A 14,182-nucleotide genomic window follows, 5' to 3' on the forward strand; every position below is an offset into this window, starting at 1 on the left:
CCATGATCCCGTACGGTCGCCAAGACATTACTCAAGCTGATATCGACTCCGTGGTCGCGGTGCTTCAATCTGACTTTCTGACCCAGGGGCCGATGGTGCCTCGATTCGAGCAGAGCGTCGCTGAGCATGTCGGTGCGCGTCATGCCCTGGCGGTGAACAGCGCCACCTCGGCGCTGCACATCGCTTGCTTGGCGTTAGGTCTGGGGGCTGGTGATTGGTTGTGGACGTCGCCTATTACCTTCGTGGCATCGGCCAACTGCGGTTTGTATTGTGGCGCCCAGGTGGATTTTGTCGACATCGACCCGGTTACCTATAACCTTTGTCCCAAGGCCCTGGCGACCAAACTGGAAGCAGCCGAGCGAGAAGGGCGTCTTCCCAAGGTGGTGGTTCCAGTTCACCTGTGTGGTCAGCCCTGCGATATGCAGGCTATTCATGAATTGTCCCAGCGTTATGGTTTCAAGGTTATCGAGGATGCTTCGCACGCCATCGGCGGCAAGTATCGTGGCGAGTTCATCGGTAACTGCCGCTATAGTGATATCGCCGTTTTCAGCTTTCACCCAGTCAAGATCGTCACTACCGCTGAAGGCGGCATGGCCATGACCAACGATGACCAGTTGGCCAACCGGATGGCGTTGCTGCGTAGCCATGGCGTGACCCGTGATCCAGCGCTGATGACCCACGAGGCCGATGGGCCATGGTATTACCAGCAAATCGAGCTGGGTTTGAACTACCGTATGACCGAGCTGCAAGCTGCGCTTGGGATCAGTCAGATGGTGCGTCTGGACAGTTACATCGAGCGCCGCCACACCTTGGCTCGTCGGTATGATGAGAAGCTTGCCCATTTGCCGTTGGTAACGCCTTGGCAGCATCCCGATAGCTACTCTGGACTGCATCTTTATGTGATCCGTCTGCAACTGGAGAAGATTGGCAAGTCTCATCGGCAAGTCTTCGAATCGCTGCGTGAGCAGGGCATTGGTGTCAACCTACACTACATTCCGGTGCACACCCAGCCGTACTATGCTCGGATGGGCTTCGAAGCCGATGATTTCCCGCAGGCCGCAGCCTATTACCGGGAGGCCATCAGCCTGCCAATGTTCCAGACCATGACACTGGAGCAGCAAGACAAGGTGGTCACGGCCGTTGAACGAGCTCTACAGCCATGAGACTGGCCGTCATTCCGGCTCGCGGAGGGAGCAAGCGTATCCCGCGGAAGAACATCAAGTTGTTCTGCGCAAAGCCAATGATCGCCTGGTCGATCGAAGCGGCGCTGGCAAGCGGTTGCTTCGACAAGGTGATTGTCTCGACTGATGACACCGAGATTGCGGAGATTGCACGACAATCCGGGGCCGAAGTGCCATTTATGCGGCCGGAGAGTCTTGCTGATGACCATACCGGTACCTTGCCGGTCATCCGCCAAGCCATTATTGAGATGATGCAACACCAGGGGATGGCAATTGGTCAAGTGTGCTGCATCTACGCAACAGCCCCTTTCGTGACTCCAGAGGACCTGCAACGCGGCCTCGAAATCCTTGAGGAAAGTCGTGCAGACTATGCGTTCTCGATCACCAGCTACGCCTTTCCGATTCAGAGAGCTGTGCGTCTGGATAGCAACGGCCGAGTATCAATGTTCGAGCCAGAACACTTCACGACTCGATCCCAGGATCTGGAAGAAGCGTTCCATGACGCAGGCCAGTTCTATTGGGGAAAGGCCACGGCGTGGTTGGCCGAGACTCCGATATTTTCGGCGGGATCGGCAGCGGTATTGCTTCCTCGTCACCGAGTGCAGGACATCGACACTCCCGAGGATTGGGTACGTGCCGAGTGGATGTTCAAAGCCCTGCAGGCTGCTGAGGCTCAGGTATGAACATCTTCTTCAGGGTGGATGCTTCCCTCGATATGGGTACGGGCCACGTCATGCGCTGCTTAACTTTGGCGCGTGCTCTGCGTGATTTAGGCCACCAGTGCCTATTCGCCAGCCGCGAACATCCCGGGAATCTGAATACCTTTGTTCAGAGTCAAGGCTTCGAGGTCCGTAGCCTGCCTATGGGGCAGTCGCAGGACAGTGGTCTTTTCCATGCCCACTGGCTCGGCGCCTCACAGCAAGAAGATGCGCAAGTTTGCCATCGCATTATCGAAAGCTTTCGTCCTGATTGGTTGGTTGTCGATCACTATGCTCTCGATCTGCGTTGGGAAGAGGCCGTGATGCCGCCACATTGTCGTTTACTGGTTATCGATGACTTGGCAGACCGGCCACATCGATGTGATGTGCTGCTGGATCAGAACCTTGGCAAGAAAGTCGACGATTATCGCCCCTGGGTTCCAGATGACTGCATGATTCTCACTGGACCTTTCAATGCCTTATTGCGCTCAGAGTTCGCAGCTTTGCGTGGCGAGAGCCTTTCCCGTCGCTCGGGCAGGCCGTTGCATGAGGTACTGATTGCCTTGGGGGGAGTGGATCAATACAACCATACTGGCGCCATTCTTGAGGCTCTCAAGTCCTGCGAACTGCCTGGAAATATTCGTTTCACCGTAGTGCTGGGTGCAACGGCTCCGCATCTGCAGGCGGTGCGTGAAATGGCGATTAGTTGCCCTTGGTCAGTAGAAGTACTATGTGGCATCAGTGACATGGCTGAGCGAATGGCCAGTGCTGATCTTGCAATCGGCGCTGGGGGAGGGACAACCTGGGAGCGTTGCTGTCTCGGCTTGCCAACCTTGCTGGTGATTCTGGCTGAAAATCAAAAGCCAGCTGGCCTGGCGCTTGAAGCTACGGGCTCGATTCAAGTGATCGATCTGGGAATGCCTCTGGTGGTTCAGCTGCAGTCGGCGTTTTCACGTTTGGGCAAGAATGGAGTGCTTTATGCTATGAGCGTTGCCGCCAGCGCGATTACCGATGGCCTGGGAGTAGAGCGGCTCCTCGCCAGAATGGGAGTCGACCCATGACGGTGGTCCGCCCAATGACAGCCGACGACCTGGAAAGAGTGCTGCAATGGCGTAATCATCCAGACGTGCGCCGTTACATGTATACCCAGCATGAGATTGCTCTGGACGAGCATCGTCGATGGTTTGAAAACAGCCAGCGTAACGCGGCGCGCCACCTGTTGATCTTTGAGCGACAGGGCGTGCCGTCAGGCTTTGTGAACATCACCGAAAGTACACCGGGTCGCATTGCTGACTGGGGATTCTATCTCGCGCCGGAGGCTCCACGTGGAACTGGGCGCTTGTTGGGCCAGACAGCACTGGAGTTCGCCTTTGATGACCTTTGTTTGCACAAGGTCTGTGGCCAGGCGCTAGGCTTCAATGAACGCTCGGTACGTTTCCACCTAGCGCTGGGGTTTACCCAGGAAGGTGTCTTGCGCGACCAGCATTTTGACGGTGAGCACTACCACGCCGTCATTCATTTTGGCCTGCTGCATGAAGAGTGGCAGGTCCTCCAACGAGAAGCATGATCATGAGCAACCCGAGCATCAGCATTGCTGGTCGTCGCATCGGTGCCGACGAGCCGCCCTACATCATTGCGGAGTTGTCTGCTAATCACAATGGTAAGCTGGAAACCGCTCTGCGTATTATCGAAGAGGCGAAAAAGGCGGGCGCCGATGCTATCAAGTTGCAGACCTACACTGCCGACACCATCACATTGAATAGCGAGGCTGAAGAGTTTCAGATTCGCGGTGGGTTATGGGATGGTCGTACGCTTTATGAGCTTTACCAGCAAGCACATATGCCCTGGGAGTGGCATGCGCCTCTCTTTGAGTATGCTCGTAAGTTGGGTATCACCATATTCAGTTCGCCATTTGATAATACGGCAGTCGATTTGCTGGAAGACCTTAACGCCCCCGCTTACAAGATCGCTTCTTTTGAAGCGATCGACCTGCCTTTGATCCGCTATGTTGCTTCCACCGGTAAGCCCATGATCATCTCCACTGGTATGGCGGATGCTGAGGAAATTGCTGAGGCTATCGAGGCTGCCCAAGAGGGCGGTTGCAAGGAGCTGGCAGTCTTACACTGTGTCAGCGGTTATCCCGCGCCGGCCGCAGACTACAACTTGCGGACGATCCAGGACATGATGACTCGCTATGGGCTGGTGACTGGCTTGTCTGACCATACGCTGGATAATACTACGGCAATCACCAGTGTAGCCTTGGGCGCTTCGATTATTGAAAAGCACTTTACTCTTGATCGTAGCGGTGGTGGGCCGGATGACAGTTTTTCACTTGAGCCGCGCGAGCTGGAGCAGCTATGTCGAAACACAAAGACGGCTTGGCAGGCGCTGGGGAAAGTAGATTATGGACGTAAGTCGAGTGAGCTGGCGAATGTTCAATTCAGACGGTCGCTGTACTTTATCAGTGATTTAAAGAAAGGCCAGATCGTTTCCCTCGAGGCTGTCCGCAGTGTGCGACCGGGGTACGGCCTGCCACCTAAGTATCTAGACTCGATCATCGGGCGTCGCTTGAAGGTCGATGTGCTTGCCAACTCGCCGGTAAAATGGGAGTGCATTGAGGGATCAAGGTCCTGACTGACATGGTCATATCCAAGAAAAGCTTATTTTGCATACAGCTGCCAATGTTTGTAGTTGGTGCTGTGGTTAGCATGCTTATACTGATGGATATTTTGTTGCCATTTACGTCGGCATATGCCGACGTGATGCCAGGTTACCTAGTCTATCTGGCATTCTTTACGGCTATTTATACTATCTATTGCTTATTGGCGATTGGCGTCGAGGTGGCAGCGCCAGTTAGACCACAAGAAGCTCGCTTGCCCAGCCGTTACTTGGTCAAGTGTATGACACTTGCATGCATTGTGTCGGTGGCTGGTGTTTTGGCATTGGTGATCGATCGAACAATTTATCAGGGTGTTGATTTTCTTACTCAAAGCTTTGTGGAAATTCGCTCACGCTTGAATTCTGAGCGTGAGCCAGGAGCGGGTATTTCCTCTCCCTTCAGTGTCTTCGGTAACCTTTTTCAGTTTAGCTATTTTTTTACTTTCGTATTCTTGATTTATTACTATGAGGGGTTCAGTCGAGGGCAGAGAAGGTTTTACATAGGATTGGTTTTATTTTGCCTTATATCTGGCTCGTACATTCTTGGTGGTCGAACGATTATTGGATTGTTCGCTTTGACGTTGATTGCTATGTTGGTGGCGCGGAGTGTTTCCGAGAGGTCATCTCTTCGACGGCTGCTCAGGGTCCGGACTTTGCTTGCAGTGGCCGTGTTGCTCGTATTTGTGGTGGCTGCGGTAGTTTATGTGTTTCACGCCCGGGCGAGTGTAAATGGGCTGGACTCCAGTATGTATTTACAGAGCTTTTTGGTACATCTACATGGGCAGCCCGTAATGGGCTACGAGGCCTGTACAGGTTCAGCATGGTGTGATGCTCTCAATTATCTGCAGTTGTCGGGGATCTATGTTACCCATGTTTTCTGGGTGTTAGCTGAGACTATCTATCAGCCCAATTTACGTCCCGAAGGGGCTCCAGTCTTTGGAGCAAGTGCCGTTATACTTTCCAAGGTACTTGGGTCATTGAGTGGTGAGTATGAATTTGCTGGCTTGTTCAACTCACTGCCGGGTTCTCTTTTTTATCAGTATGGTGGGCTGGGGGTCGCTGTAGGTGCTTTGTTTCTTGGATGTGCCATGGCGCTTGCTGTTTGTGGTTTGCGGCGTGGCAGCGGCATTGGTTCGGTGCTGTCTTTCTATACACTATTCATGGCGTTGCTGGTCGCGCCTGTGCTGTCGATCCTGAATATGATGGTTTTCATATTCTTGCTTTTCTCTATGCTGGTCATGAGTGGGGTTTATTTGATGAGAGTGTCGATAGCTAAGAGGCTTTCGGTATGAGAGTCGGTTTAGTAAATATGTTTTCCTTTCGGCCGCATGTCGAGCACCTTTTTTTTCTTGCGCATGTGCTTCAGCAGGCAGGGCACGATGTTTTTTTTCTGACTTGTGATGCGGCAGTAGAGAATTGTTATCCACGGGCGATTAAAGGTAGCGGTAAACTGAAAGAATGCGCGAAATGTATTCTGGGCGGAGTGCGTAGCTATACGAGTCAAAATATCACGCGCGTAAGTGCGTATATGGCAAGTGAGCTGGGCACCGAGGTACTCGATAAGCTGGCCTTGTCCAGTTCCTGTACCTTGACGCGGACGGAGTCCGAGGTCGAGTGGAACGAACCCGCTGTTGTCGCAGTCAGGCAGTCACTGCATAAACCTATCGACCATGTCTACGCCAGCGCTAAACAATGGATCGTTCAGAATCGCCTTGAAGGGGTGATCTGCTTCAACGGTCGTATGGATCTGACGCGAGGTGTGACTTATGCCTGCGAAAAAGCTGGTATACCATTCATTACTCATGAGCGCCCCTGGTTTGGTGACGGGTTGCAGTTAACCCCTAATGCCAACTGTCTGTCTCTCAAGGCTGTCGGTAATCTTGTTGCTGAATATGATGACCGGCCCCTCACTGTTCCGCAGGTGCGGATTGCTGGAAAATTGGCAGGCGAGCGCTTTCTCCAGCGTAATTCGTTGGAGTGGCGCCTTTATAATAAGAATCCGGAGCCTGCGCCCTGGCCTTTGGCAACACCGGGGCTACGGGTCTTGGTATTGCCAAGTAGCAAGAACGAATTTGCCGGCCATACGGAATGGAAGACAGATTGGCTTGACAATACCCAGGCTCTCGATGACTTTTTTGAAGCATTTGGTATCACCCCTGAACAAGTGGTTGTCCGTTGTCACCCTAACTGGGCGGAAAACATTGGCCAGGTAGGGGGGGATCGATCATTGAAGCTTTATAGCGATTGGACTGCTGCCCGTGGCATTTATTGTATTTCCAGTGAACAGAAAGCCAGTACCTATGACCTGATCCAGCAAGCAGACATAGTAGTGCTCAATGGCGGAAGTTCGGCTGTGGAGGGAGGCGTATGCGGTAAGCAGGTTATCTGTCTTGGCCCCTCTACCTATGCAAGAGCGGGATTTGTCAGAGCCTTTGCCAACAAGGCTTCGATGTATGATGAAAATGCCAGGCGTGACCTGGATCCGGACATGGTAATCCGCAAGACGCTACGTTTTCTTTATGTGCGCTCTCATCGTCAGCCACAGTTTGTGAACTATGTTCGTGCGCTTGAGACCACACGCTATAGCTATCGCCAGGGTGCAGATGTACAGCGATTGATCGATATGTTCAAGAGTGGTGAGTTGATCGCTGATGACCCAACCTACTCATCCGATCAAAGCTCGGAAGATCTCGTGATTGAAGCATTGAAGAATAAAAGATGGGGCGAACTGGCTGACTACATCGTACCCGAGCCGGGGCACCCAGTATTGGAAATAAAACGTCGTCCTGCGCTGCGCTGGGTTGACGGCGTTCGGGCGAGAATGCCCAGGGGAGATAGAGGTTGAATCAAATGAACACGCCAATGGTATCGATCATCACACCCTCCTATAACGCCGAGCGCCTGATTGGAAGGACACTTCAGTCAGTGCTGGAACAGACTTGGCAGGACTGGGAGCTGCTGGTTATCGATGATTGTTCGAAGGACGGCACGCGTAATGTCGTGGAGGAGTTTGCCACACGTGATTCCCGGATTCGCTTGATCACACTGGACAGGAACAATGGTGCCCCGGCTGCTCCTCGAAATATAGGTGTGCGGGAGGCAAGGGGTGAGTGGATCGCATTCCTCGATGCCGATGATATCTGGCACCCCGAAAAACTGGCGTTGCAGATGGTTGTGGCCGAAGCCAGAAACTGTGAATTTCTCAGCACTCAGATGAAGGACTTCGTTGATGATAGTTTGTTGACGTTTGAGCCGGTTGGGAGTGCAGCTGTGGAATCCATTGGTTTCCAGCAGCAACGGATCAAAGGACGAATTCCGACGTCCAGTGTGTTAGTGACGCGTGAGTTGATACTGCGTTTTCCTTTCAACGAAGATATTCGGTACAAAGCTGTTGAAGACTACCACTGCTGGCTGCGAATTCTTCAGAGTGGTGCGAAGCATTGGAAGGTTCAATATCCATTGTTGAACTATAGGCGTATCATTGGGCAGATTTCCGGCTCCAAGAAGTACATGCTTGAGCGGATGTACATGGTGCATAGTGAATTTCCGCAGACCACAGGTTTGCAGGCTTTTTTATTTACGATGACCCACGCTATGGGTGGGTTCTATTATCGAATTTTGAGGAAAGGTCTATGAAACGTGTCATGGTTACAGGCGGTGCTGGGTTTCTAGGGTCTCATCTGTGTGAGCGCCTTTTGGCCAGTGGTCACGAGGTTCTCTGTGTTGATAATTTCTACACTGGCACAAAGCGTAATATTGCTCATTTGATGAGCAATCCATACTTTGAGCTCATTCGCCATGATGTGACGTTCCCTCTTTATGTAGAAGTAGATGAGATTTTCAATCTGGCTTGCCCTGCATCACCGGTGCACTACCAGTTCGATCCGGTCCAGACACTTAAAACGAGTGTCCATGGTGCTATCAACATGCTCGGGCTGGCGAAACGTACGAAAGCAAAGATCTTTCAGGCATCTACCAGTGAGGTCTATGGTGATCCTGAGGTGCACCCTCAGCCGGAAGGTTACTGGGGGCGTGTCAACCCGATCGGTATCCGTTCGTGCTATGACGAGGGTAAGCGTTGCGCGGAGACGCTTTTCTCCGATTACCATCGCCAGCACGGGCTGCGTATCAAGATTGCGCGAATCTTCAACACCTATGGTCCCCGGATGCACCCTAACGATGGACGAGTCGTCAGCAACTTCATCGTTCAGGCACTGCGTGGCGAGGACATCACTATATATGGCGAAGGTCAGCAAACCCGTAGCTTTTGCTATGTCGATGATTTGGTTGAAGGCTTCTTGCGGCTGATGAACACCTCGGATGAAGTGACTGGGCCTATTAATCTGGGCAACCCTGGCGAGTTTACCATACGCCAACTGGCCGAACGTGTGTTGGCGTTGACCGGGAGTGCGTCGCGTTTGGTATTCCGCCCTTTGCCGCAGGATGATCCTCAGCAGCGCCAGCCTGATATCACCCAGGCCAAGGCGATATTGAATTGGCAACCGACTGTCATGCTGGACCAAGGTCTTGAAAAAACCATTCGTTATTTTGACGAATTGCTAAAAGAAGAAAACGAGGCGGTCTGAGTCCTGTCATGAAAATCACAGTATTTGGTAGTGGGTATGTCGGGCTGGTGACGGGCGCCTGTTTAGCGGATGTCGGTCATTCGGTCATGTGTATTGATGTCGACCAGCACAAGATCGATGCCTTGAATCAAGGCATCGTTCCAATCTACGAGCCTGGCCTGGATGAGGTGATTCTGAACAACCGTAGGGCCGGTCGCCTGAGTTTTTCTACTGATGCTTCTGCAGGTGTCGCTCATGGCTACCTGCAGTTTATTGCTGTGGGCACGCCACCGGATGAGGATGGTAAAGCCGACCTGAAGTATGTATTGGAAGTGGCTGCTACCATTGGTCGGCATATGACCGAGCGCAAAATTGTCATTGATAAGTCGACTGTCCCAGTGGGGACAGCCGATAAGGTCCATGAGTGCATCGGAGCGGCTCTAGTCGAGCGCGGACTGGATATCGATTTCGCAGTTTGTTCCAACCCTGAGTTCCTCAAGGAAGGGGCGGCCATCGAGGACTTCACCAAAGGTGCACGTATCGTGGTCGGTACCGACTCGGTCGAGGTGCGTGATGCTATGCGTCAGTGCTACGCACCTTATAACCGCAACCACGACAAGCTGATGTTCATGGATGTGCGCTCCGCCGAACTGACCAAGTATGCTGCCAATGCCATGCTGGCGACCAAGATCAGTTTCATGAACGAAATGGCTAACTTGGCTGAGCGGTTGGAAGCTGATGTCGAGCAGGTCCGCTTGGGGATCGGCTCCGACCCACGGATTGGCTATCACTTCATTTATCCAGGGTGTGGCTACGGTGGATCCTGTTTCCCGAAGGATGTCCAAGCCCTTGCGCGTACTGCTCAGGAGGTCGGGTACCAAGCCGACCTGCTAGAAGCAGTCGAGTCGGTCAACAACCGTCAGAAGCAGGTGCTGTTCAATAAACTATCGCAGGCCTTCGATGGTAACTTGACTGGTAAGCGAATTGCTCTCTGGGGGTTGGCATTCAAGCCGAACACTGATGACATGCGTGATGCGCCTAGCAGGACCTTTATGGATGCAGCCTGGGCTGCCGGTGCCCGCATTCAAGCGCACGACCCGCAGGCAATGGATGAGTGTGCCCGGATATATGGCCAACGAGATGACTTGAGTCTTTGCGTCTCCCGTGAAGCTGCGTTGCAAGGGGCCGATGCGTTGGTCATTTGCACTGAGTGGAAAGCCTACCGCGCCATTGACCTGAAATGCCTTCGCGATACCTTACGTTTCCCAGTGGTAGTCGATGGCCGGAACATGTTCGATCCCCGTGATATGGCTCAGGCAGGCCTGCTCTATCATGCCGTTGGGCGCGGCTTGCGCAAGGAGTGAGGTGGTGGCCACGATCTTGGTAACAGGCGCTGCAGGTTTCATCGGACGTGCTCTGGTGGATCAGTTGCTGGCGCAAGGTTTTACTGTGCGTGCGCTGGTACGCAGCGAGCAACCGGCACAAGCAGGAGTCGAGTATTTTGTGGCCGATATCACCGAAAGTGATGATCTGGAAGCGGCTTGCCGAGGTGTCGATTGTGTCGTGCATCTTGCCGGGCGCGCGCATGTGCTCCATGAAACTGCCGAGGCGCCGTTGGAGGCGTTTCGACGCGTGAATGTTGAGGGTACCTTGCGACTCGCCCAGGTGGCATCCAAGGCTGGGGTAGGGCGGTTCGTCTTCGTCAGTTCCATTGGGGTCAACGGTGACAGTACGACGAATACAGCATTCGATGAAAGCTTTCCGGCGAATCCGCATGCGGACTATGCCTTGTCGAAGTTGGAAGCAGAGCAAGGACTGCAACACTTGTGTCAGCAGTTGAGCATGGACTGGGTGATTGTTCGCCCGCCCATGGTGATTGATAGTCAGGCTCCCGGTAACTTTGCTCGCCTGCTTAAGTTGGTTGATCGGGCCTTACCATTGCCTTTCGGCCTGACCCGTAATCGGCGGAGCCTGGTGTCCCTCCGAAACCTGGTGAGCCTGCTGTCACACATTGCTATTCATCCTGCAGCTGCCAGAGAGGTGTTTCTTATTGCGGACGGTGATGATGTGTCGACAGCTGAAATGGTGCTAGGCCTTGCTCAAGGTATGAACCGGCATGCTCGGCTTGTGCCGGTGCCTCCAGTCTTGCTTCAAGTTGCTTGCCTGGTTTTCAAGCGGCAACGGCTCTATAACCAGTTGTATGGCTCCTTGCAGATCGATGCGGGCAAGGCGCGGCGCCTGCTGAATTGGACCCCTCCGGAAAGCACGGCTCAAGCGCTGGTGCGAATAGGTAAGGAATACCGTCGGCGTGTCTGACCTGATTGTTTAATATGGAATGCTTCATGACCTTATTGCTTGTCGTGTCGATAGCTGTCGTTTCCTTTGTATTGACTTGGCTTCTGCGTCGCTACGCCCTGGCCCGTAGCATCATGGATATCCCTAACGCCCGCAGTTCTCACAGTGTCCCGACACCGCGTGGTGGTGGTGTGGCGATCGTCGTCGCTTTTCTAGCTGCGTTGTTGTGGATGGGCGGAGCCGGTCTGATCGAGTCTGCTACTTCTTGGGCCCTATTGGGTGCTGGTGCTTCCATCGCTGTACTGGGCTTTTTGGATGATCATGGCCATATCGCTGCCCGTTGGCGCCTGCTGGGGCATTTTGCTGCGTCGCTGTGGGCACTGATCTGGCTAGGTGGCTTACCGCCATTGATGGTCTTCGGCACTGAATTGGATCTGGGCTGGTTTGGGCATCTATTGGCGCTCTTCTATCTTGTCTGGTTGTTGAACCTGTATAACTTCATGGATGGGATCGACGGCATCGCCAGTGTCGAAGCGATCACTACTTGCCTGGGGGCATGCCTGCTTTATGTGCTGGCAGGTGTTCCGGGTCTGGTGTCAGCACCTCTGGTGCTTGCTGCGGCTGTGGCCGGTTTCTTGTTCTGGAACTTCCCCCCTGCTCGTATTTTCATGGGCGATGCGGGTAGCGGATTTCTCGGTATTGCTCTGGGTGTGCTTTCGCTGCAGGCTGCCTGGGCCTCACCGGATCTGTTCTGCGCCTGGCTGATTCTGTTGGGGGTGTTCATCGTCGATGCAACGGTGACGCTGCTACGTCGTTTGATTCGTGGTGACAAGGTCTATGAAGCCCATCGTAGCCACGCTTATCAATACGCGTCTCGTCAATATGGTCGCCATCTACCGGTTACCTTGGCAGTGATGGCGATCAATCTGTTTTGGCTATTGCCGCTGGCTGTTTTGGTGGCAACAAGTAAGTTGGATGGGGGGATTGCTGTACTAGTCGCTTGGTGCCCGCTGGTACTGCTGGCTCTGCGTTTCCATGCAGGACAACTGGAGCAGCACTGATCTGTCTCCCTACGCGCATTTTCCTCTTTCCCACAGCTGACAGCGATACCGCTGTCAGCTGTCCAATTTAGTAATCATTCCCCAGACCCATCAGCCTTCCCCATCACTCCTCAACCCGCTAGCTTTACCCCGGCAGCCAAGGAAACGCTGCCCTGCAATCAAAACCCACAGGAGTGAATCTCATGCGCAATACCGTCCTTACCTATCTTCTCCTCCCGCTCTTCGCCGGCCTGTCCTTCTCCCTGAACGCCGCGCCTAATACCGCCGTCGCGCCAGCCACGGAACTGGCCACAACCTTGGTGAGTGATAGTCAGTCGCAATCCGCCAAACTCGATCTGAACAAGGCTGACGCCCCGACCTTGCAGGCCCAGTTGAACGGTATCGGCAAGGCCAAGGCCGAAGCCATCGTTGCCTATCGTGAGGCCAACGGGCCTTTCGCTTCAGTCGATGAGCTACTGGAAATCAAAGGCATCGGCAACGCGTTGCTGGAGCGCAATCGCGACAAGCTGATGGTGGAATAGGAGTAACAGAGGTGAGGTGATAGCCGGCCGACCATTGTTAGGTCGGCTATCAAGGGGGAGGGGGTCAGCGGTCTTCCGATTCCTTGGCATCCATTTCCGCATTACGTTCCTGAATCTTCTTTTTCTGCTCTTCCGTCAGCGGTAATTCTTTCGCCGTATCCCGCAGCAGCAGTAATCCCCCGACGATCGAGCCGAGGGCTAGGATCAGTATCAACCAGGCATACCAGGGCATGGTGTTCTCCCATAAGCGGCGAGGAATGCCGCTTCTATATCTTTCGAGCGGTGCCCGAATCCTTAGGTTCCATTATAGGTGTGTGCCGGGAGGGGGCCAGTTGTCGCGATTTGCGGGCGCCAAGGGGCGTCACATCGTTTACAATGCGCGCCGTTTTCGACTTGCCAAGAGACCCTGACCATGTCCGCCTGCCAGACGCCCCTGATCGTCGCCCTGGATTTCCCTACCCGTGAGGCCGCCCTGAAGCTGGCTGACCAGTTGGACCCTGCGCTGTGCCGGGTCAAGGTCGGTAAAGAACTGTTCACCAGCAGTGCCTCGGGGATTGTCGAGACACTGTGCGAAAAGGGTTTCGAGGTGTTCCTCGACCTGAAATTCCACGATATCCCCAACACCACGGCGATGGCGGTGAAGGCTGCCGCGGAGATGGGTGTTTGGATGGTCAACGTACATTGTTCGGGCGGTCTGCGCATGATGGCGGCTTGCCGTGAAGTACTGGCCAAGCGTAGTGGCCCGCAGCCGCTGCTGATCGGTGTGACCGTGCTGACCAGCATGGAGCGTGAAGACCTCGCGGGTATTGGCCTGGATATCGAGCCACAGGAGCAAGTGTTGCGTCTGGCCGCGCTGGCCGAGAAGGCGGGGATGGATGGCCTGGTGTGTTCGGCGCTGGAGGCGCCCGCCTTGAAGGCTGCCCATCCGTCGCTGCAACTGGTGACGCCGGGTATCCGTCCGGCGGGCAGTGCGCAGGATGATCAGCGGCGTATCCTGACGCCACGTCAGGCGCTGGATGCCGGTTCCGACTATCTGGTGATCGGGCGTCCAATCAGCCAGGCGGCTGATCCTGCACAGGCATTGCGTGCGGTGGTGGCCGAAATCCGCAATTGAAGAGCGCTTGATCGATCAACGGCAGTGGCGCTTCGGGCACGCCACTGTCGCAGGCAACCCCAGGATAATGGCAGATTGCCACCTTTTCA

15 protein-coding genes are annotated in these 14,182 nt (G+C 54.1%); 14 read left to right on the plus strand and 1 reads right to left on the minus strand.

Going from position 1 to position 14,182, the window contains the following annotated elements:
- Positions 1 to 2 precede the first annotated feature (2 nt).
- From pseC to ACYU03_RS07370, 13 genes are all read left to right on the plus strand, one after another.
- Positions 3 to 1,163: a UDP-4-amino-4,6-dideoxy-N-acetyl-beta-L-altrosamine transaminase gene (gene pseC, locus ACYU03_RS07310; RefSeq protein ID WP_461889310.1), complete on the plus strand. Its 1,161-nt coding sequence runs from the start codon at positions 3 to 5 to the stop codon at positions 1,161 to 1,163.
- Complete coding sequence (gene pseF / locus ACYU03_RS07315) at positions 1,160 to 1,864, plus strand: pseudaminic acid cytidylyltransferase (protein WP_461889315.1); 705 nt, start codon at positions 1,160 to 1,162, stop codon at positions 1,862 to 1,864. The genes pseC and pseF overlap by 4 nt, the downstream gene beginning before the upstream one ends.
- Complete coding sequence (pseG, locus tag ACYU03_RS07320; RefSeq protein ID WP_461889317.1) at positions 1,861 to 2,940, plus strand: UDP-2,4-diacetamido-2,4,6-trideoxy-beta-L-altropyranose hydrolase; 1,080 nt, start codon at positions 1,861 to 1,863, stop codon at positions 2,938 to 2,940. Before pseF ends, pseG begins: the two co-directional genes overlap by 4 nt.
- Positions 2,937 to 3,446 (plus strand): UDP-4-amino-4,6-dideoxy-N-acetyl-beta-L-altrosamine N-acetyltransferase, encoded by a 510-nt coding sequence (gene pseH / locus ACYU03_RS07325; RefSeq protein WP_461889319.1) that lies wholly within the window; start codon positions 2,937 to 2,939, stop codon positions 3,444 to 3,446. The genes pseG and pseH overlap by 4 nt, the downstream gene beginning before the upstream one ends.
- A 2-nt stretch (positions 3,447 to 3,448) precedes the next feature.
- Positions 3,449 to 4,513 (plus strand): pseudaminic acid synthase, encoded by a 1,065-nt coding sequence (gene pseI, locus ACYU03_RS07330; RefSeq protein ID WP_461889321.1) that lies wholly within the window; start codon positions 3,449 to 3,451, stop codon positions 4,511 to 4,513.
- Positions 4,514 to 4,518: 5 nt separating this feature from the next.
- Positions 4,519 to 5,829: a hypothetical protein gene (locus ACYU03_RS07335; protein WP_461889323.1), complete on the plus strand. Its 1,311-nt coding sequence runs from the start codon at positions 4,519 to 4,521 to the stop codon at positions 5,827 to 5,829.
- The gene (locus tag ACYU03_RS07340; protein ID WP_461889324.1) at positions 5,826 to 7,382 is read left to right on the plus strand and encodes a capsule biosynthesis protein; all 1,557 of its coding nucleotides are present in this window, start codon (positions 5,826 to 5,828) and stop codon (positions 7,380 to 7,382) included. The genes ACYU03_RS07335 and ACYU03_RS07340 overlap by 4 nt, the downstream gene beginning before the upstream one ends.
- A 5-nt stretch (positions 7,383 to 7,387) precedes the next feature.
- Positions 7,388 to 8,173, plus strand: coding sequence for a glycosyltransferase family 2 protein (locus tag ACYU03_RS07345; protein ID WP_461889326.1), 786 nt, complete (start codon positions 7,388 to 7,390; stop codon positions 8,171 to 8,173).
- Positions 8,170 to 9,123, plus strand: coding sequence for a UDP-glucuronic acid decarboxylase family protein (locus tag ACYU03_RS07350; RefSeq protein WP_461889328.1), 954 nt, complete (start codon positions 8,170 to 8,172; stop codon positions 9,121 to 9,123). The genes ACYU03_RS07345 and ACYU03_RS07350 overlap by 4 nt, the downstream gene beginning before the upstream one ends.
- Positions 9,124 to 9,131: 8 nt before the next feature.
- Positions 9,132 to 10,466, plus strand: coding sequence for a UDP-glucose dehydrogenase family protein (locus tag ACYU03_RS07355; protein ID WP_461889330.1), 1,335 nt, complete (start codon positions 9,132 to 9,134; stop codon positions 10,464 to 10,466).
- Positions 10,467 to 10,470: 4 nt separating this feature from the next.
- Positions 10,471 to 11,418, plus strand: coding sequence for an SDR family NAD(P)-dependent oxidoreductase (locus tag ACYU03_RS07360; RefSeq protein WP_461889332.1), 948 nt, complete (start codon positions 10,471 to 10,473; stop codon positions 11,416 to 11,418).
- A 26-nt stretch (positions 11,419 to 11,444) separates the two neighbouring features.
- On the plus strand, positions 11,445 to 12,458 hold the full coding sequence (locus ACYU03_RS07365; RefSeq protein ID WP_461889334.1) for an MraY family glycosyltransferase: 1,014 nt from the start codon (positions 11,445 to 11,447) through the stop codon (positions 12,456 to 12,458).
- Positions 12,459 to 12,640: 182 nt separating this feature from the next.
- Entirely contained in the window at positions 12,641 to 12,979 is a 339-nt protein-coding gene (locus tag ACYU03_RS07370; protein ID WP_461889336.1) for a ComEA family DNA-binding protein, read from the plus strand.
- 64 nt (positions 12,980 to 13,043) lie between these two features.
- Here ACYU03_RS07370 and ACYU03_RS07375 read toward each other — a convergent pair whose 3' ends face one another.
- Positions 13,044 to 13,211: a DUF2897 family protein gene (locus ACYU03_RS07375; RefSeq protein ID WP_461889338.1), complete on the minus strand. Its 168-nt coding sequence runs from the start codon at positions 13,209 to 13,211 to the stop codon at positions 13,044 to 13,046.
- A 180-nt stretch (positions 13,212 to 13,391) separates the two neighbouring features.
- On the opposite strand from ACYU03_RS07375, the gene pyrF reads away from it, so the two are divergent.
- Positions 13,392 to 14,093: an orotidine-5'-phosphate decarboxylase gene (gene pyrF / locus ACYU03_RS07380; protein WP_461889340.1), complete on the plus strand. Its 702-nt coding sequence runs from the start codon at positions 13,392 to 13,394 to the stop codon at positions 14,091 to 14,093.
- The last annotated feature ends 89 nt before the right edge of the window (positions 14,094 to 14,182 follow it).

Source organism: Pseudomonas sp. X10 (assembly GCF_054889225.1).

Coding starts and splice junctions, on each gene's coding strand:
- pseC (WP_461889310.1), top strand. CDS start 3: ATGATCCCGTACGGTCGCCAAGACATTACTCAAGCTGATATCGACTCC.
- pseF (WP_461889315.1), top strand. CDS start 1,160: ATGAGACTGGCCGTCATTCCGGCTCGCGGAGGGAGCAAGCGTATCCCG.
- pseG (WP_461889317.1), top strand. CDS start 1,861: ATGAACATCTTCTTCAGGGTGGATGCTTCCCTCGATATGGGTACGGGC.
- pseH (WP_461889319.1), top strand. CDS start 2,937: ATGACGGTGGTCCGCCCAATGACAGCCGACGACCTGGAAAGAGTGCTG.
- pseI (WP_461889321.1), top strand. CDS start 3,449: ATGAGCAACCCGAGCATCAGCATTGCTGGTCGTCGCATCGGTGCCGAC.
- ACYU03_RS07335 (WP_461889323.1), top strand. CDS start 4,519: ATGGTCATATCCAAGAAAAGCTTATTTTGCATACAGCTGCCAATGTTT.
- ACYU03_RS07340 (WP_461889324.1), top strand. CDS start 5,826: ATGAGAGTCGGTTTAGTAAATATGTTTTCCTTTCGGCCGCATGTCGAG.
- ACYU03_RS07345 (WP_461889326.1), top strand. CDS start 7,388: ATGAACACGCCAATGGTATCGATCATCACACCCTCCTATAACGCCGAG.
- ACYU03_RS07350 (WP_461889328.1), top strand. CDS start 8,170: ATGAAACGTGTCATGGTTACAGGCGGTGCTGGGTTTCTAGGGTCTCAT.
- ACYU03_RS07355 (WP_461889330.1), top strand. CDS start 9,132: ATGAAAATCACAGTATTTGGTAGTGGGTATGTCGGGCTGGTGACGGGC.
- ACYU03_RS07365 (WP_461889334.1), top strand. CDS start 11,445: ATGACCTTATTGCTTGTCGTGTCGATAGCTGTCGTTTCCTTTGTATTG.
- ACYU03_RS07370 (WP_461889336.1), top strand. CDS start 12,641: ATGCGCAATACCGTCCTTACCTATCTTCTCCTCCCGCTCTTCGCCGGC.
- ACYU03_RS07375 (WP_461889338.1), bottom strand. CDS start 13,211: ATGCCCTGGTATGCCTGGTTGATACTGATCCTAGCCCTCGGCTCGATC.
- pyrF (WP_461889340.1), top strand. CDS start 13,392: ATGTCCGCCTGCCAGACGCCCCTGATCGTCGCCCTGGATTTCCCTACC.